This window comes from Streptomyces sp. NPDC012466 (genome assembly GCF_042955215.1).
In the GTDB taxonomy this organism is placed as follows: Bacteria; Actinomycetota; Actinomycetes; order Streptomycetales; family Streptomycetaceae; genus Streptomyces.
Genome location: NZ_JBIBEQ010000017.1, coordinates 19,106 through 36,457, shown reverse-complemented (window position 1 = coordinate 36,457; position 17,352 = coordinate 19,106). Strand labels below are relative to the sequence as shown.

Annotated in this window: 14 protein-coding genes; 4 read left to right on the top strand and 10 right to left on the bottom strand. The window is 72.0% G+C overall.

Annotated elements, in window-relative coordinates; genetic code table 11:
• Nucleotides 1-22: 22 nt before the first annotated feature.
• From ACFY9E_RS38755 to ACFY9E_RS38740, 4 genes are all read right to left on the bottom strand, one after another.
• Nucleotides 23-1,957: a thiamine pyrophosphate-dependent enzyme gene (locus ACFY9E_RS38755; RefSeq protein ID WP_390993082.1), complete on the bottom strand. Its 1,935-nt coding sequence runs from the start codon at nucleotides 1,955-1,957 to the stop codon at nucleotides 23-25.
• A gap of 293 nt (nucleotides 1,958-2,250) precedes the next feature.
• Nucleotides 2,251-3,075 carry a BTAD domain-containing putative transcriptional regulator gene (locus tag ACFY9E_RS38750; protein WP_390993079.1) on the bottom strand — a complete coding sequence of 275 codons (825 nt, stop codon included), beginning with the start codon at nucleotides 3,073-3,075 and terminating at the stop codon, nucleotides 2,251-2,253.
• A gap of 119 nt (nucleotides 3,076-3,194) precedes the next feature.
• Nucleotides 3,195-4,154 (bottom strand): HemK family protein methyltransferase, encoded by a 960-nt coding sequence (locus tag ACFY9E_RS38745; protein WP_390993077.1) that lies wholly within the window; start codon nucleotides 4,152-4,154, stop codon nucleotides 3,195-3,197.
• On the bottom strand, nucleotides 4,151-4,495 hold the full coding sequence (locus ACFY9E_RS38740) for a chorismate mutase family protein (protein WP_390993075.1): 345 nt from the start codon (nucleotides 4,493-4,495) through the stop codon (nucleotides 4,151-4,153). Before ACFY9E_RS38740 ends, ACFY9E_RS38745 begins: the two co-directional genes overlap by 4 nt.
• 41 nt (nucleotides 4,496-4,536) lie before the next feature.
• Here ACFY9E_RS38740 and ACFY9E_RS38735 point away from each other — a divergent pair, with 41 nt between their 5' ends.
• Nucleotides 4,537-5,403, top strand: a complete 867-nt coding sequence (locus ACFY9E_RS38735) for a prephenate dehydrogenase/arogenate dehydrogenase family protein (protein WP_390993072.1) — start codon at nucleotides 4,537-4,539, stop codon at nucleotides 5,401-5,403.
• A gap of 35 nt (nucleotides 5,404-5,438) precedes the next feature.
• On the opposite strand, the gene pabB is transcribed toward ACFY9E_RS38735, so the two are convergent.
• From pabB to ACFY9E_RS38720, 3 genes are read right to left on the bottom strand one after another with little or no spacing between them, the layout of a single operon-like run.
• Complete coding sequence (pabB, locus tag ACFY9E_RS38730; protein ID WP_390993070.1) at nucleotides 5,439-7,586, bottom strand: aminodeoxychorismate synthase component I; 2,148 nt, start codon at nucleotides 7,584-7,586, stop codon at nucleotides 5,439-5,441.
• Nucleotides 7,587-7,602: 16 nt separating this feature from the next.
• Complete coding sequence (locus ACFY9E_RS38725; RefSeq protein WP_390993067.1) at nucleotides 7,603-8,814, bottom strand: cytochrome P450; 1,212 nt, start codon at nucleotides 8,812-8,814, stop codon at nucleotides 7,603-7,605.
• Between the two features lie 52 nt (nucleotides 8,815-8,866).
• Entirely contained in the window at nucleotides 8,867-9,931 is a 1,065-nt protein-coding gene (locus ACFY9E_RS38720) for an ornithine cyclodeaminase family protein (protein WP_390993065.1), read from the bottom strand.
• Nucleotides 9,932-10,122: 191 nt separating this feature from the next.
• On the opposite strand from ACFY9E_RS38720, the gene ACFY9E_RS38715 reads away from it, so the two are divergent.
• Genes ACFY9E_RS38715 through ACFY9E_RS38705 form a run of 3 tightly spaced genes read left to right on the top strand, consistent with a single transcriptional unit; the run spans nucleotide 10,123 to nucleotide 13,270 of the window.
• Entirely contained in the window at nucleotides 10,123-11,772 is a 1,650-nt protein-coding gene (locus ACFY9E_RS38715; protein WP_390993062.1) for an AMP-binding protein, read from the top strand.
• Complete coding sequence (locus ACFY9E_RS38710) at nucleotides 11,769-13,031, top strand: aminotransferase class V-fold PLP-dependent enzyme (RefSeq protein ID WP_390993060.1); 1,263 nt, start codon at nucleotides 11,769-11,771, stop codon at nucleotides 13,029-13,031. The genes ACFY9E_RS38715 and ACFY9E_RS38710 overlap by 4 nt, the downstream gene beginning before the upstream one ends.
• Nucleotides 13,032-13,084: 53 nt before the next feature.
• Nucleotides 13,085-13,270, top strand: a complete 186-nt coding sequence (locus ACFY9E_RS38705; protein ID WP_390993057.1) for a tautomerase family protein — start codon at nucleotides 13,085-13,087, stop codon at nucleotides 13,268-13,270.
• Nucleotides 13,271-13,363: 93 nt separating this feature from the next.
• On the opposite strand, the gene ACFY9E_RS38700 is transcribed toward ACFY9E_RS38705, so the two are convergent.
• The 3 genes from ACFY9E_RS38700 to ACFY9E_RS38690 form a co-directional block, all read right to left on the bottom strand.
• Nucleotides 13,364-14,899, bottom strand: coding sequence for a DHA2 family efflux MFS transporter permease subunit (locus ACFY9E_RS38700; protein WP_390993054.1), 1,536 nt, complete (start codon nucleotides 14,897-14,899; stop codon nucleotides 13,364-13,366).
• A 102-nt stretch (nucleotides 14,900-15,001) separates the two neighbouring features.
• Entirely contained in the window at nucleotides 15,002-15,661 is a 660-nt protein-coding gene (locus ACFY9E_RS38695; protein WP_390993051.1) for a ScbR family autoregulator-binding transcription factor, read from the bottom strand.
• 12 nt (nucleotides 15,662-15,673) lie between these two features.
• Nucleotides 15,674-17,266 (bottom strand): carboxyl transferase domain-containing protein, encoded by a 1,593-nt coding sequence (locus ACFY9E_RS38690; RefSeq protein WP_390993048.1) that lies wholly within the window; start codon nucleotides 17,264-17,266, stop codon nucleotides 15,674-15,676.
• Nucleotides 17,267-17,352 lie beyond the last annotated feature (86 nt).

The following is a 17,352-nucleotide window of genomic DNA, read 5'->3' as shown; positions in this document are numbered from 1 at the left end:
CTGCGCTTCCTTCTCTCTGCGGTCAGGCCAGTACGGAACGGACGGCCGCGACCACGTCGTCGGCGGCGGGCAGCACGGCGCGCTCGAGGTCGGGGTGGAACGGGACGTGCACGTCCTCGCGGGTCACCAGCCGCGGCGGTGCGAGCAGCGAGTAGAACTCGTCGTCGTGTGAGAGGAGTTCGCTGATCAGTCCGGCGCCGAAGCTGCTCGTGCGGTTGTCCTCCTGCACCACGACCAGGCGCCCGGTGCGGCGCACGGAGGAGGCGACGGTCTCCCGGTCCAGGGGCACCAGCCAGCGCAGGTCGATGACGTCGGCGGTGACCCCGTCGGCCGCGAGGGCGTCGGCGGCGTCCAGGGCGAGTTCGGTGCCGTTGCCCCAGCTGACGACGGTGACGTCGGCACCGGGCCGCAGGGTGCGGGCGCCCAGGGCCGGCGTGGGCCCCGCGGCCGGTTCGCGGCGCTGCCGCATCAGGTGCTTGGGCAGCAGGATGAGCGTCGGGTCGGGGGCGGTGAACGACTCCAGGAAGGCGGCCTCGGTGTCCTCGGGAGTGGAGGGGACGACCACCCGCAGGCCTGGCAGGTGGGTGAACAGGCTCTCGTTGCTCTGGCTGTGCCAGATCCCGCCGCCGGGCAGGTAGCCGCCCCAGGGCGCGTAGATGACGACCGGGCACTGCCACGCGGAGACGGTGCGCCAGCGCAGCGTGGTGAGCTGGGCGGCGATCTGGTTCCAGGCGGGTCCGGCGAAGTCGACGAACTGGAGTTCCACGACGGGCCGCAGCCCTGCGGCGGCGAGCCCCACGGCGGCGCCGACGATGGTGGCCTCGGCGAGCGGCGCGTTGGTCATGCGGTCGCCGGCCACCTCGCCCAGTCCCTTGGTGAAGCCGAAGACGCCGCCCTTGGGATCATCGATGTCCTCACCGAACAGGACGAGGTCGGGGTGGCGGGCCAGTCCGGTCGCCAGGGCCCGGTTGACCGCGGACACCATGGTGCCGCCGCACGGCTCGGTGAGCGGCGCGCCGGCCGTGTCCGCCTCGAGGGCGGACGGCTCGGGCTGCCCGGCCGGCGCGAACAGATGCTCCATGATCGTCTTGGGGTCGGCGGCCGGTTCCGCGGCGACCCTCTCGTAGACGGCCTCGATCTCCTCGGCGTGCCGTGCCCGGGTGTGGTCCAGCCATGCCTCGTCGACGGCTCCCTCCGCGAGCAGCCGCGTGGTGAAGATGTCCACGGGGTCGCGCAGGGCGCTCAGGTCCTCCTGGCTGCGGTAGACGCGGTGGTCGTCGGAGGACGTGTGCGAGTCGAGCCGGTCGAGTTCGCACCACAGGACGCGGGGGCCCTCGCCGGCCCGCACGGCGCCCAGGGCGCTCCGGGCGGCGGCGTGCACGGCGTCGGGGTCCGCTCCGTCGACGACGGTGGTACGCGAGCGCGGCAGCAGTCCCAGGGCCTGCGGTGACATGTGCTCGGTCGGCGTGGAGATCCCGTAGCCGTTGTCGGCGACCAGGAAGAGGACGGGCAGGCCGCGCTCCACCGCGAAGGCGACCGCTTCGAAGAACTCGCCCTGCCGGGTGGAGGCGTCGCCGATGGAGCAGACGACGACCTGCTGCCGGTTCTGCAATTGCGCGGCCCAGGCTGCTCCAACGGCCGGCAGGCACTGGCTTCCGGTCGGGCTCGCGACCGAGAAGACATTCCCTTCGCGATGGCCGAAATGGGCGCTCATATTGCGTCCGCCGGAATGTGAACCGGCCTTGGCCATCAGATCGCGGGCTTGTGCCTCGGGGTCCATTCCACGGGCCAGCAGCAGCGTGCGGTCACGGTAGTGAGGGACGATCAGGTCCTCGGGTCCCAGCAGCTCACAGAGGGCGGCCAACGCCTCGTGCCCGGCGGAGGAGATGTGGAACCAGGCGTGGCCCTGACGCAGCACGAGGCCCGATCTGCGGTCGCATTCACGGGACAGCAGCATCAGTTCGAGGAAGTCAACCCGTCGGTCGGCGGGTATCCCGGAAAGCCCGGATTCTTTCTTCCGTTTCGTCACAACCGAATGCTGCCCTGTCGCCATGGTCGCCGCATCGCCCCCAACGACCAACCATTCGCACCATCGTGATCCCTCGTAAGAGGGAGTGCCGGTTGATTCGGCTACGGGAAAATAGTGACCCCTCCCTCCCGGGAAGGGGGGGCACCCGGAATCGGTGTCCTGGGAGGGAGGGGTGTCCTGGGCGGGGCGGATGTGCGGGCCGGCCCGGTGGGCGGGACGGCTCACCGGGCGACGAGGCGCTCACCGACGGCCTCCGGTCCGACCGCGACGATCGGCTCCGGATGCGCCATGAGTATGGACCGCTGGAGCCGGCCCAGCGAGGTCGACGGCTCCAGGCCCAGCTCCCGTACGAGGGTGGTGCGCAGCCGCTGGTAGACGTTGAGGGCCTCACCGCGACGGCCCGAGCGGTGCAGTGCGAGCATGAACTGCCCGTGCAGGCTCTCGTGCATCGGGTACCGGTTGACCAGCACCGTCAGTTCGGACAGCAGCTCACGGTGGTGGCCGAGCCGCAGGTCCGCCTCGATGCGCTGGTCGAGGGCGCACAGGCGGGTCTCCTCCAGGCGCCTGACCTCCAGGGCGATCTGGCTGCCGGCCTGGACGTCGGCGAGCGCGGCTCCCGTCCACAGGGACAGCGCCTCGCGCAGCCGCCGGGCTGCACCGGAGTAGTCCTCCGTGTCCATGCAGCGGTACCCGGCGCCCGCCCGCCGCTCCAGCTCCTTGAAGTCGAGGGAGCCGCCGCGGGTCTCCAGCCGGTATCCGCCCGGCAGGGTGACGAGGATGTCCTTGGCGTTGGTCCGCTCGTCGCCGCCCCGGCGCAGCGCCTCCCCGATGAGTTCCCGCAGTTGCAGGATGTAGGTCTGCAGCGTGGTGCGTGCGCTGCGCGGCGGGTGCTCGTCCCACAGCTCCTCGGTGAGCATGGCCACCGGTACGACGCGGTCCGCGTTGAGCGCGAGCAGGGCCAGGACCTGGCGGGGCTTGGGTGCGGTGGGCGCGATCGAGATGCCATGCTCCCGCACCGACAACGGGCCCAGTACTTCGATGTCCATCGTTTCTCCCCTGGTCGGTGCAGGCAGGTCAGCACGTACGGGGCCGCCCGCCTCGCCACGGACTCAGCGTGCTGCGGCATCAGGGCCCTGATGAATAAAAAAACAGCGCGGTTGGTTTGTCAATCGTCCAGGCTGTAATCTCGTCCCTCATGAGTTCGCGCACCCCCCTGGAGCGCCCGTCGGGCCGCCTCCGCAACCGTCTCGCCACGGACCGCCGTCAAGCATCCGTCATTGCAGGTGGGAAGCGACTCTGCGGTCCTCCAGCGGCCCGTCGCGGCAAACAGCGCGGGGACCGAATCCAACTGGTACCGCCCGTGCTCCAGCAGCAGGACCCCACCCGGCCGCAGCAGCCGGCTCGCCGTCCGTTCCATCGCCCGGATCATCTGGAGACCGCCCTCACCAGCCCAAAGAGCCAGCGGAGGATCGTAGTTGAGGACCTCGGGGGAGCTGGTGCGCAGCCCGATGGGGATATAGGGCGGATTGCTCACGACCAGATCGGCGGTGCCGTCCAGCTCGGGAAAGGCGTCCCGCGCGTCACCCTGCACGATCCGCGCGCCGGTGCCGCGCGCGTTTCGGATCGCAACGCGTGCCGCGGCCTCCGACAGCTCCACTCCGTACACCCTCGCACGAGGGAAGCGACGAGCGATCGTGACCGCCATGGTGCCGGGCCCCGCACAGAGATCGACCACCAGAGGCGAGGGCGAACCCTGCTGAAACAGACTGTCCAGTCTGCTTATCGCGTCCTCAACTATCTCCGCGGTCTCCGGCTTGGGCACGAACACCCCCGGGGCCAGTTCGAAGCGGTGCCCCATGAACCAGGCATGGCCGACGATGCGTTCGGCGGGCTCCCGGGCGGTCCGGCGCTCCACGTACGTCCAGAAGCCGTCGGGGACCGGCCCCGCCAGGTGTCCGTCGAGCTCGGCGGGGACCACCCGCAGCGCGTGGGCCGCCAGGAGCCGGACGTCCTCGCGGGCCGCCTCCTGCCCGATGCCCGCCTCGACGAGGCGCCCGGCCGCCGTGTCCAGCGCGACGGCAAGGGTGTCCGGCGCGGCCCCGGCCGGGCGGACGCCGGCGCTCACGAGGCGCTCCGCTGCGGCACGCCGGCGTCCGGGCCACCCGTCGCGATCCACTCGTCCTCCAGGCGGCACGTCTCGGCGATGATCGTGTCGTACAGGCGCCGCAGGAACGCCGGCTCGATGCCGTGTTCCTCGGCGTACCGCGCGGCACGGCCCTGCACGGTGGCGATGCGGTGCGGCTGCATCATCGCCACGCCGTGCACGCGCTTGTACTCGCCGATGCGCAGGCAGACCTCCAGGCGCTCGCGCACCGCGTCGAGCAGGCCGGCGTCGACCGCGTCGAGGCGGGCGCGCAGCGACTCCAGGTCCTCGGAAGCGTCCACGGGTCCGACGCGTAGTGACATGACTACTCCTTCGATCATCGAGTGACGGGCTGGGAGGCAAGGTGTTCGAGCACTGTGTGGTGGCGGGTGGTACCGGCGCGGTGGGGCGGATGTTCGCCGACCGGCTGGCGGAGTCGGGCGCGGCGGTGCTGCGCGTCGACCCGGCCGGGGCGGGTCCGGGCGCCCTGACCGACGACATCCGCGCGCCGGGTCCCGCCGCCGCCCGGGCTCTGGCCGCGGCCGACCTGGTGTTGTTGGCGGTACCGGAGTCGGTGGCTCTGGACGCCGTAGGTCCCGTGACCCGGCTGATGCGGACCGACGCGCTGTTCGCGGACACCCTGTCGGTCAAGGGCGGCATCGCGGAACGCCTGCGGGCCCGTGCGCCCCGCACGCAGGCGGTGAGCCTCAACCCGATGTTCGCTCCGTCGCTGCCCCTGCCGGGCCGGCCGGTGGCCGCAACCGTCGTCACCGAGGGGCCGGCCGTGCGGGCGTTGCTGGCGCTCATCGCCCGGTGGGGCGCCCGGGTGGTGGAGATGTCGGCGCCGGAGCACGACAGGCTGACCGCGGCGCAGCAGGCGGCGACGCACGCGGCCGTCCTCGCCTTCGGTCTGGCGCTGGGCGGGCTGGGCGTCGACGTCGGGGCGCTGCGCGCCACTGCGCCGCCCCCGCACCGCACGCTGCTCCAGCTCCTCGCCCGCATCTCGTCGGGCTCTCCGGAGGTGTACTGGGACGTCCAGGCGGGCAATCCGCACGCGCTGGCCGCCCGTGAGGCGGTGGGCCACGGCCTGGAGCGGCTGGGGCGGGCCGTGGCGAGCGGCGACGCGGCGGCGTTCGAGACCCTGTTCGAGGAGCTGCGGGCCACGCTCGGGGATCGGCATCGGACCGAACTGGCCGAGGCCTGCGCCGAGGCCTTCGCCGGGCCGCGGTGAGCGCGAGGGCGGCCGGGCCCGCGCCCCGGAAGCGGTCACCGCACGCTGCCGGCCAGCAGCTCCCGCGCCCCGGCCGGGGCGGCGGCCTGTGCCTGGCGCAGCGCGCGCAGCGTGGTGCGGGCCTTGAGCAGCATTTCCTGAACCTCGTCGTCCGGGTCGGACAGCGCGATGACCGCCCCGCCGACGCCGATCGTGGCGGCTTCCTCGGTGGCGACGATCGTCCGGATGACGATGCTGAGGTCGACCGCCCCACTCAGGGCGAAGTAGCCCAGCGCCCCGGAGTAGACGCCGCGCGGCCCGCCTTCGAGGCGGTCGATGAACTGCATGGTGCGCACCTTCGGTGCCCCGGTCATCGACCCGCCGGGGAACGCGGCGCGCACGGCCGCGGGCCGTGACACCCCGGCCGCCAGTCGCCCTCGTACGGTGCTCACCAGCTGGTGCACGGACGCGTACGACTCGACGTCGAACAGCTTGGGCACACGGACGCTGCCGATCTCGCAGACCTGCCCGAGGTCGTTGCGGACCAGGTCCACGATCATCAGGTTCTCCGAGCGGTCCTTCTCCGCCGTGGCCAGTCCCCGAGCGACGGCCTCGTCCTCGGCCGGGGTCGCCCCACGGGGCCGGGTGCCCTTGATCGGCTTGGACTCCGCGGTGCCCGCCGCGTCGATGCGCAGGAACCGCTCGGGCGAGGAGGAGAGCACGGTGCCCTCGGGGAACTGGAGGTACGCGGCGTACGGCGCCGGGCTGATGGCACGCAGCGCCCGGTAGGCGGTGAGCGGGTCGACCCGGCCGGGCACGCGCAGCAGATTGGTCAGACACACCTCGTAGGTCTCGCCGTCGCGGATGAGGCGCCGGCATTCCTCGACCAGCTCCCGGTACTCGGCCGGCTCGTGCCGGAACTCAACGTCCAGGGGCAGCAGTTCCTCGTCGGGCAGCAGCCGGACGGGCGGGCGGGGCACGGCGGTGGCGAGGGCACCGGCCGCGTCGGCGAGCCAGTCCTCGGCCGCGCGGGCGCTCGCCGGGTGCCCCGGGCCGCTCAACGCGAGCAGCCAAGCCCGGTCGTCGGCGTGGTCAATGGCGACCATCCGGTCCGCGAACACAAAGGCCCCGTCGGGCAGTTCGGCCGAGTGGACGTGGTCGCCGCCGGCGTCGGCCTTGGCCTCGTACCCCAGGTAGCCGACGTATCCGAGGTTGAACTCGAAGGGCAGGTCCGGTGCCGGGGTGCGGCGCGCCGCCAGCTCCCGCTCGAGGTACTCGAAGAGCGTGCCGGTTCGGCGCCGCACCGCGCCCGCGTGGTCGCGTACCCGTACGAGCCCGTCGGCCACGTCGTAGGTGAGCGTCTCGCCGAGGGGGCCCCGGGGCGCGCCCAGGAAGGTGAAGCGGGACAGGCCCGGGTCGACACGACTGCTGTCCAGCCAGAAGCGGGCCGGAGCGTCACCGAACAGTTCCTCGAACGCGGCGTCGGCGTCCGGAACCTCCGGCAACTCCCGTACGTGCAGACGCAGTCCCGCCGGGCCACCGGTCATGTCCCGGCCGGGGGCCGCGGGCGCACCGGTCACGCCGGGCACCTCCACGTCCAGCGGCGCCCGTCCGCGGGCTCGCAGGCTCAGGTCGCGGAAGTTCGCGAGCAGCCGGTGGCCGTACTCGCTGCTGATGGATTCCGGGTGGAACTGCACGCCCCAGCGCGGCGCCCGGCGATGCCGTACCGCCATCAGCAGGCCGTCCCGTGTGGTGGCGGTGGCCTCCAGTTCCGCGGGTGGGGCGTGGACGGTGAGCGAGTGGTAACGCACCACGCGCAGCGGCGAGGGGATCTCAGCGAACAGTTCACGCCCGTCGTGCTCGATCATGCTGGTCCGGCCGTGCACGGGTTCGGGGGCGTGTCCGACCTCGCCGCCGCCGAGCAGGCACAGCGCCTGGTGCCCGAGGCACACGCCGAGCAGCGGCAGGTCCCAGGCCTCTATGACGCGCCGGCTGAGTCCGAGGTCGGTGTCGGTGCCGGGGTGGCCGGGGCCGGGCGAGACGACCACGTTGTCGAAGTCCCGCGGGTCGAGCGCCGTGAATCCGGCATGGTCGTCGTTCTTGACGACCACGGGCGGGCAGGCGTTCACCTCGGCCAGCATCTGGAAGAGGTTGTAGGTGAACGAGTCGTAGTTGTCGATCAGCAGGGTTCGTACGGTGCGCACGGCTGCCCCCTCGGTCTCAGGCTCGGCGTACGGTCAGCGGGAGGTTCCGCACACCGAGCAGCCCGTCGCGGTGGTAGCGCAGGTGCGCGCCCTCGGTGACGCGCACGTCGGCGAAGCGGTCGAGCAGTGCCTCCAGCGCGATCCGGCCCTCCAGGCGGGCGAGCGGGGCGCCGAGGCAGTAGTGGATGCCGTGGCCGAAGGCGATCTGCCGTCGGGCGTCGCGTGCGGGGTCGAAGCGCTCGGGCTCCGGGAAGAAGCGCTCGTCGTGGTTGGCCGACAGGAGCGAGGGGACGACCATGCGGCCGGCTGGGACGGTGACGCCCGCGATCTCGGTCTCGCGGGTGGTGACGCGGGCCATGACGGTGATCGGCGGGCGAAGCCGCATGACCTCCTCGATGACGGCGGGGACGAGTGTGCGGTCGGCCCGCACCTGGGCGGCGACCTGCGGGTTCTCCTCCAGGCACAGCACCGTGTTGCCCAGCATCATGGACGTCGAGACGTGCCCGGCCATCAGCAGCAGGCCGCCGAACTCGATGATCTGACGATCCGTCAGAGTGGTCCCGTCGACCTCGGCGGCGACCAGCTTGGAGATCAGGTCGTCGCCCGGGTTCCTCCTGCGGTCCTCGACGTGCCCGAGCAGATACTCGTGCATCGCCTTCATCGGTTCCTTGACGAGCTTCTCGTAGTCCTCGCCCGCCCCGTCGCCGAACTGCATGTCCGCCGGGTCGTCGACCTGCATCGACAGCATCCGGTCCGACCAGGAACGGAACAGGGCGCGGTCCTCGGCCGGTACGCCGAGCAGCTCGGCGATCACGATGACCGGCAGGGGGTACGCGAAGTCCGCCACCAGGTCGAACGAGTCGCCCTCGATCCCGTCGAGGAGCTGCCCGGCGAGTTCCACGATCCGCGGCTCCAGTTCCGCGACCGTGCGGGGCGTGAACGCCTTGCTGACCAGCTGGCGCAGCGTGCGGTGCACCGGCGGGTCGATCACCGAGAGGATCTCCTCGGTCAGCGCCTCGGAGCCGGGGCGCAGCCGGTGCAGCTCGGAGGAGAAGACCTCCGGGTCAGAGGCGACGCCGAGCACGTCGGCGTGCCGGTAGACGTGGAAGACCCCGTATTCATCCTCGTGAACGGGGTGTTCGTCGCGCATCCGGCGCAGCCAGCCGAAGAGTCGGTGTCCGCCGTCCTCGATGGTCGGCCGGGGGGCGGGGAGGGTCTTCTGGGCCATCGAGCGGTTTCCTTCGCGGGGGGAGTCGGTCGTGGTGCGGGCGGGGTCCGGTTCAGTGCCCGACCGGGGCGGCGACGGGCAGCGAGTGCAGCGCGTACGGGTCGAGGGCGTCGGCCGGGTGGTGCTCGATCTGGAGACGGCGGCCGAGGCCGTGCTCGGCCGCCGCCTCCAGGAACACCTCCATGGCGAGCGCGTCCTCGAAGGCGAATCCGGTCGAATCGAACACGGTCAGCGCGCAGCGGTGCTCGTGGGCGAGGGCCGGCTCGGCCACCAGCCGGGTCAGGCCCGGGCCGGTCTGGTGCGTGGCGAGCTGCTGGCATTCGCCTTCCCGGTGGGCCTGTTCGGGGTGGTCGGCGGTGACGAAGGCCCGGCGCAGCAGGGACAGCGGCAGTTCGGTCTTGCCCACGAGGTCGGCGCCGACGGCGTTGACGTGCAGATGCTCGCGGTAGCGCCCCTCGGGCAGCACCGGACCGCAGCCGACGGGGACCGCGGTGGCGGTGGAGATGATGTCCGCCTCGGCAGCGATAGTTGCGGGGTCGGCGCACTCCACCGCGAGGCCGGTGAACGCGGCGCGGCGCGCGAAACTCTCGCGGTGTGCCGGGTCCGTGTCCCACACCAGGACCCGCTCCAGCGGAAACACCAGCGACAGCGCGTGGAGCTGGGTGACCGCCTGGGCACCGGCGCCGATGAGGCCGAGGGTCCGGCTCTCGGGAAGGGCCAGCAGCCGGCTGGCGACGGCCGAGGCGGCGCCGGTACGGATCGCGGTGAGCAGCACGCCGTCCATCAGGGCGGTGAGGGCACCGGTGCTGTCGTCGTAGCGGGCCACGGTGCCGATGATGGTGGGCAGGCCGAAGTGCCCGGGGTTGCCGGGGCTGTAGCCGACGGTCTTGAGGGTGATGCTGTCGCCCGGATCGCGGTGCGGCATCCACTCGAAGATGCCGGGAACCGGCTCCGTGCGCTCGAACCCGTCCCGCGGGGGTGACAGTTCACGGACGCCGCGGCCGATCTCCGCGAAGCCCTCGGCGAGCCGGTCGATGACCCGGACCATCAGGGCGTCGCGTCCGACCGCGCCCACGATCTCCGCGATGTCGTGCCTGCTCAGGACCCAGGTCTCCATGGGGTGCTTCCCTCTTCCCGCGCGCTCGGCATGGCTTTTCCCTCAGCCCGTACGTCCGCATCGTGGCCGTACGGGCTGACGCCGGGCTGATCGCCGCCTGACGCGCCGGGCCGCCACGGCACCCGCGCATCAGCGGCGTGTCAACGCCCCTGCGGAGACTGGCCGAGACCCGAACGGCGGAAGGACGGACGATGCTGGACGGATGCGTGCCCTGGCCCGAGGAGCTGGCCTCGCGTTATCGCGAGGCCGGGTACTGGCGGGGCGAGACGCTCGGTGCGCTGCTGCGGCGGTGGGCCCATGAGTACCGCGACCGGGAGGCCCTGGTAGGCGCGGACGGACGGCGCCGTATCACCTATCGCGCCCTGGACGAGTGGTGCGACCGCCTCGCCGCGGGGTTCGCAGCCCGTGGCATCGCCCCCGGCGACCGGGTCCTGGTGCAACTGCCCAACACCCCTGACTTCGTGGCGGTCTGCTTCGCGCTGTTCCGCCTGGGAGCCCTCCCGGTGTTCGCGCTGCCCGCGTACCGCGACAACGAGATCCGGCACCTGGCCGAGCTGTCCGGCGCGAGCGCGTACATCGTGCCGGACACCTGCAACGGTTTCGACCACCGGGAACTGGCCCGCTCGGTCCGCAGCGGACTCCCGCAGATCTCCCAGGTGTTCGTCGCCGGCGACCCGGGCGGGGTCGAGGGCTGCGTCGCCTTGGCCGACGTGGACGCCGAGCCGATGGACCTTCCCGAGCCGGACGCCTCGGACGTCGCGTTCTTCCTGCTGTCCGGGGGGACGACAGCGCTGCCGAAGCTGATCCCGCGCACCCACGACGACTACGCGTACCAGACGCGGATCACTCGCGAGATCTGCGGCCTGGACGGTGACACCGTCTATCTGGCGGTCCTGCCGGTCGCCTTCAACTTCCCCTGGGGCTGCCCCGGCGTCATCGGGACGCTGGGGGCCGGCGGGCGGGTCGTCTTCGCCGAGACGCCCCAGCCACTGGCCTGTTTCCCGTTGATCGAGCGGGAGCGCGTCACGCTCACCTCGGTGATCCCCACGATCGTCCATCTGTGGCTGGCCGCCGTCGAGGAGGGACACGACCACGACCTCGGCAGCCTGCAAGTTCTCCAGGTGGGCAGCGCCAAGCTGCAGGACGAGGTGGCGGCCCGCATCGAGCCGCTGCTGGGGGTGCGGCTCCAGCAGGTCTTCGGCATGGCCGAGGGCCTGCTGACGTTCACCCGGTACGACGACCCGCAGCAGACGATCCTGACGACGCAGGGCCGCCCGGTCTCCCCCGCCGACGAGATCCGCGTGGTGGATCCGGACGGCGCGGACGTCCCTGACGGCGGGATCGGAGAACTGCTCACCCGGGGCCCGTACACGCTGCGCGGCTACTACCGGGCACCCGAGCACAACGCCCGGGCCTTCACCGAGGACGGCTTCTACCGCTCCGGCGACCTGGTGCGGCGCACCCGCGGCGGGGACATCGTGATCGAGGGCCGGGTCAAGGACGTCGTCATCCGGGGCGGCGACAAGGTCTCGGCCACCGAGGTCGAAGGTCATCTCACGGCTCACCCGGACGTACAGCAGGCGGCGGTGGTGGCGATGCCCGATCCGGTCCTGGGCGAGAAGGTGTGCGCGTACGTGATCGCGGCGCCGGGACGGCCGGCGCCGCGGCTGCCGGTGCTGCGTGAACTGCTGCGATCCCGGGGCCTGGCCGCGTACAAGCTGCCGGACCGCGTCGAGGTCGTCGGCTCCTTCCCGCTGACCGGCCTGCACAAGGTCGACAAGAAGGTGCTGCGGGCCCGTATCGCGGACAAGCTGGGGCGGCGCGCCGGGGTGGCGGCATGAGCGCCGTGGCCCTGCAGGGGGGCAGCTACCGCGTGCCCTTCGCCCGCCGGGGCAGCGTCCTCGGCGAGGCCGATCTCGCGGCCCTGACGCAACTGGTTCACGCCGAGGGGACGTTGACGTCCGGTGTGTGGCGCGACCGGTTCGAGGAGCGCTTCCGCGAGCGGATCGGCGCCCGGCACGCACTGACCGTCACCAGCGGGACGGTCGCCCTGGAACTGGCCACCCGCCTCCTGGACCTCGCCCCGGGCGACGAGGTGATCGTGACCCCGCAGACCTTCCAGGCCACGATCCAGCCCCTGCTGGACCATGACGTACGGGTCCGCTTCTGCGACGTGGACCCCGACACCCTGAACATGGACCCCGACGTCCTGGAGACGCTGGTCACCGAGCGCACCCGCGCGATCTTCCTGGTCCACTACGGCGGCAACCCGGCCGACATGGACCGGATCACGGCGATCGCCCGGCGGCACGGGGCGATCGTGGTGGAGGACAGCGCCCACGGCCTGGGCGCCCTGTACAAGGGGCGCCACCCGGGCGCCCTCGCCGACATCGGCTGCTTCAGCTTCCACTCCACCAAGAACATCACCACGCTCGGCGAGGGCGGCATGATCACTCTGGCTCGCGACGAGTGGGCCGAGCGAGTGCTGCGCATCCGCGACAACGAGGTGGACGGCGTCTACACGCCCCGCACCACGGCGGAGGGCGAGCGTCCCGCGCTGCTGCCGTGGATGAAGTTCGCCGACTCCGTGTACCGGCACACGGCGGTCGGTATCCGCGGTGCCGGCACCAACGCCACCATGTCCGAGGCCGCGGCCGCCGTGGGGGTGGTGCAACTGGGCTCGCTGGACCGCTTCGTGGCCCGGCGCCGGTGGATCGCGAGCCGCTTCGACGAGGCGCTGTCGGCGTTCCCCGGTGTGCGCCTGCACCGCGCGGAGCCGGACAGCAGGCACGCCTACCACCTGTACACGTTCTTCCTGTCCGGCGGGCGGGAGGTGCGCGAGCACTTCGTGCGGGCCGTTGACCTGCTGGGTGTGGAGATCCAGCTGCGCTACTTCCCGCTCCACCTGTCGCCGGAGTGGCGGCTGCGCGGGCACGGCCCGGGCGAGTGCCCGCAAGCCGAACGCGTGTGGTTCGAGGAGCACATGAACCTGCCGTGCCACCCGGGTCTGACCGACGACCAGGTCGAGTACGTGGTCGAGTCGGTGACGCGGGCGCTGCGGGAGGCGTACGAGAAGGCGGGCCTGGCCCGGATCGCGTGACCCGGCCACGTCCGCCCCGACGAGACCTCCGAGCGAGAGGAAAGCAGCCGGACATGCCCTTCATCGATGTCAAGATCTACGACCGCCGACTGACGCCCGAGTCCGAGCGCGCCCTGATCGAGCGGCTCACGCAGGCCACGGTGGACGTCCTGGGCGAGGAGGTGCGCGAGCAGACCTGGATCACGCTCACCGGGATCCCCGCGCAGCGCTGGGGCATCGCGGGGAAGCCGGGGACGTAGCATCCGGCGCGAGCCGGGCACCCGGCGCGCGGCTAGGGCCCCGGGGTGATGGACCCCGGGGCCTCGCGCGTCGGTCGTGCCCGGCCGGTGCGGCTATCCGACAGCGGCCGGGGTCTTTGCCGCGTCGTGCCGGCCGGCGGCCCGGTCGGCCACGTGCAGCAGGGCGCCGGCCAGCAGGCCACCTGCGAACACCGCCGCCGCGCCGATGAGCTGACTGGTGCTCACCGCGTCAGCGAACGCGTCGTGGACCTGCCCGACGAGCCGGGGGTCGTCCCCGGCGTCCGCGAGCGCCACGGCCAGCGACCCCGACGCGCCCACGCCCGCCGGGAGCAGCGCCGCGAACCGGGAGCCCAGGACGGCACCGAGCACCGCCACCCCGAGCCCGCCGCCGAACTCGGTCAGCGTGCCCTGCACGCCCGCCCCGACACCGGCCTTGGCGGGCGGAATCGACGACATGATCGAGACGGCCATCGCGGGCATGGCCAGGGCGATGCCGCAGCCCATCAGGACGAGGCCGACGAGCATCCCGCCGTAGCCCGCGTCGGAGCCCGAACCGAGCACCGCCACTGCGCTCAGCCCGGCCGCGAGCAGTGTCATCCCGAGTGCGATCGAGCGCGCCGCGCCCAGCTTGGCGAGCAGCTTGGCGCCGATCCCCGCGAGGTTGAGGCAGACGATGGTCAGGGCGAGCGGCGCGGTCCGCAGACCGGCCTGGAGGGCGTCGTAACCGAGCACGAGCTGGAGGTGCTGGGTGAGCAGGAACAGCGAACCGGCCATGCCGAGCGCCACGAGCAGCCCGCCCGCCATCGCCCCGTTGAAGCGGCGGCTGCGGAAGAAGCTCATGTCCAGCATCGGGTGGGGCACCCTCAACTCCCAGCGCACGAAGGCGAGCAGCGCGAGCACCCCCACCGCCGCGGGCACCAGGACCCGAGTGGAGCCCCAGCCGTGCTCGGGCCCGGAGATGATCGCGTACACCACGCCCACCATGCCGAGCGTGGACAGCAGCGCGCCGGCGAGGTCGGGCCGGTCGCCCTGCGGGTTCTTGGTCTCCGGCACGAGCCGGGCGGCGGCCAGCAGGCCGAACAGCGCGACGGGGATGTTGATGAGGAAGATGGAGCCCCACCAGAAGTGGTCGAGAAGGGCCCCGCCGATCAGGGGCCCGGCGGCGAAGCCGAGCGAACTGACCGCGCCCCACAGGCCGATGGCCCGCGGCCGCTCCTCGTCGTCGAACACCTGCATGATCACCGCGAGGGTGGTGGTCGCGAGCAGCGCGCCGCCGATGCCCATCCCGGCGCGGGCTGCGATGAGCTGCCCGGAGTTCTGGGCGAAGGCCGCCACGGCGGACGCGAGGCCGAACAGGACGAGTCCGGCGAGCAGCATCAGCCTGCGGCCGTAGCGGTCGGCGATGCTGCCCGCGGTGAGCAGGAGTCCGGACTGCACCAGGGCGTAGGCGTTGACCATCCACTGGACGTCGGCCGTGCTCGCGCCCAGGTCCTCGGTGAGCACCGGGATGGCGACGTTGAGGACGGTGTTGTCGAGCAGGACGACGAGTTGGGCCAGGCAGATCACCCCCAGGATGACCCAGCGCCTCGGGTCACGTTGTGCCGATGTCTCCGGCTGGGTGCTGTGCAAGGAAATACCTCCTGGGGGGATGGGGGGTTCGCCGGTCGGCACGGGTCCGTGGTGGATGGGTGCGACCGGACCTGTGGCCCGGTGTTCCGGGCCGGCCGGGCGTCAGGCCTTCTGATCCGCCGCTCCGCTGCGGGCGGCGTCCTTGGTTCGCGCATGGTGGGCGCCCTCCGCCGTGAGCGTCCCGAGCGTCGCCGGGGCGGCGAGCAACGGCAGGAGCAGCTGCCAGAATCGGGTGAGGGTGCGGCGCGAGAGCCACTCTCCGTCCCGCGCCCCCAGCACCTCGAACCCCACGGTCGCGGCCACGACGGCCATCATCACGTCCTGCGAGGGCACGTCAGCCAGCACGCCCTCGGCGTCGGCCCGCTTGACGGTGCCCTCGACCCACTGGCTCCACACGAGTCTCAGATTCCGCCCGTCCGCGTGGAAAGGCTCACCGCTCAGGCCGAAGCCGGCTCTCAGGACCACGTCCTCGCGCAGCGCGCGGGCCAGTTCGTGGGTGGCGTCCACCAGGGTCTGCAGGGCGTTGGGCTTGTCGGCGCAACGCTGGGTGACACCGTCCAGCCGGTTCTCGGCGATCTCCTCGACGGCTCCCGCGAGCGCCGCCTTGCTGGCGAAGTGGAAGTGCAGTGCCCCGTTACTCACACCGGCCCGGCTGCTGATCGCGGTGAGGGACGCCACGCTGAAGCCCTCGCGGTCGAAGACCTCGGCGGCCGACTCGATCAGTGCCTCGCGCGTGCGCAGGGCACGTTCCTGTTTGACCATCACGGTGCTCCGTTACTGCGGCGGGTTGCCGTGCTTGCGGGACGGCAGGTCGGCGTGCTTGGTGCGCAGCATCGCCAGCGACTTGACGAGCACCTCGCGGGTCTCGGCGGGGTCGATGACGTCGTCGACCAGGCCGCGCTCGGCCGCGTAGTAGGGGTGCATGAGCTCGGACTTGTACTCCTTCACCATGCGCGCCCGCGTGGCCTCGGGGTCGTCCGCCTCAGCGATCTGCCGGCGGAAGACGACGTTGGCCGCGCCCTCGGCGCCCATCACGGCGATCTCGTTCGTCGGCCAGGCGTACGTGAGGTCCGCCCCGATCGACTGGCTGTCCATGACGATGTAGGCACCGCCGTACGCCTTCCTGAGGATCAGCGAGATGCGCGGCACGGTCGCGTTGCAGTACGCGTACAACAGCTTCGCCCCGTGCCGGATGACCCCGCCGTGCTCCTGGTCCACACCCGGCAGGAAGCCCGGCACGTCCACCAGCGTCACGAGCGGGATGTTGAAGGCGTCGCACATCTGGACGAAGCGGGCCGCCTTCTCGGAGGCCTCGATGTCCAGCACACCGGCGAGCGCCTGGGGCTGGTTGGCGACGATGCCGACGACCTGGCCGTCCAGGCGGGCCAGCGCGCAGATGACGTTGCGCGCCCAGTGCTCGTGGACCTCCAGGTACTCGCCGTCGTCGACGATCTCCTCGATGACCTTGGCCATGTCGTACGGCCGGGCGCCGTCCGCCGGCACCATGTCGAGCAGGGCGTCCGAGCGCCGGTCCGCGGGGTCCGAGCTGCTCAGCCGGGGCGGGGTCTCGCGGTTGTTCTGCGGCAGCAGCGACAGGAGGTAGCGGACCTCGGCGATGCAGGTCTCCTCGTCGTCGTAGGCGAAGTGGCACACGCCGGACGTCTCCGCGTGCACGTCCGCGCCGCCGAGGCCGTTCTGGGTGATCTCCTCGCCGGTGACGGCCTTGACGACGTCGGGGCCGGTGATGAACATCTGCGAGGTCTCGCGGACCATGAACACGAAGTCCGTCAAGGCCGGGCTGTAGGCGGCGCCGCCCGCGCACGGGCCGAGCATCACGCTGATCTGCGGGATGACGCCCGAGGCCTTGGTGTTGCGCTGGAAGATGCCGCCGTAGCCGGCGAGCGCCGAGACGCCCTCCTGGATACGGGCGCCCGCGCCGTCGTTCAGCGACACCAGCGGGGCACCGGCCGCGATGGCCATGTCCATGATTTTGTGGATCTTCGTGGCGTGGGCCTCGCCCAGGGCGCCGCCGAAGATGCGGAAGTCGTGGGCGTAGACGAAGACCGTGCGGCCCTCCACCGTGCCCCAGCCGGTGATCACACCGTCGGTGTACGGCTTCCTGGCCTCCAGGCCGAAGCCCGTGGCCCGGTGCCGGCGCAGCTGCTCGACCTCCCGGAACGAGCCCGCGTCCAGGAGGAGTTCGATCCGCTCCCGCGCGGTCAGCTTGCCCTTGGCGTGCTGCGCCGCGGTCGCCTTCTCGCCCGGCCCGGCCAGCGCCCGCTCACGGATCTCGTTGAGCTCGGCCACGCGCCCGCGAGCGCCGGTCGACCCCGCCCTGCTCGGTACGGGGGCAGTCGTCATCGACATATCTGGTCCCTCCCCGGGACAGGCCGAAGCGGCCCCCGCCCGGCCCATGGGAATAATAACAAACCGAATGCGCGGTTTATCTAGCC

Coding starts and splice junctions, on each gene's coding strand:
- ACFY9E_RS38705 (WP_390993057.1), top strand. CDS start 13,085: ATGCCCTTCATCGATGTCAAGATCTACGACCGCCGACTGACGCCCGAG.
- ACFY9E_RS38750 (WP_390993079.1), bottom strand. CDS start 3,075: ATGGACATCGAAGTACTGGGCCCGTTGTCGGTGCGGGAGCATGGCATC.
- ACFY9E_RS38725 (WP_390993067.1), bottom strand. CDS start 8,814: ATGGCCCAGAAGACCCTCCCCGCCCCCCGGCCGACCATCGAGGACGGC.
- ACFY9E_RS38755 (WP_390993082.1), bottom strand. CDS start 1,957: ATGCTGCTGTCCCGTGAATGCGACCGCAGATCGGGCCTCGTGCTGCGT.
- ACFY9E_RS38695 (WP_390993051.1), bottom strand. CDS start 15,661: ATGGTCAAACAGGAACGTGCCCTGCGCACGCGCGAGGCACTGATCGAG.
- ACFY9E_RS38690 (WP_390993048.1), bottom strand. CDS start 17,266: ATGTCGATGACGACTGCCCCCGTACCGAGCAGGGCGGGGTCGACCGGC.
- ACFY9E_RS38710 (WP_390993060.1), top strand. CDS start 11,769: ATGAGCGCCGTGGCCCTGCAGGGGGGCAGCTACCGCGTGCCCTTCGCC.
- ACFY9E_RS38720 (WP_390993065.1), bottom strand. CDS start 9,931: ATGGAGACCTGGGTCCTGAGCAGGCACGACATCGCGGAGATCGTGGGC.
- ACFY9E_RS38740 (WP_390993075.1), bottom strand. CDS start 4,495: ATGTCACTACGCGTCGGACCCGTGGACGCTTCCGAGGACCTGGAGTCG.
- ACFY9E_RS38715 (WP_390993062.1), top strand. CDS start 10,123: ATGCTGGACGGATGCGTGCCCTGGCCCGAGGAGCTGGCCTCGCGTTAT.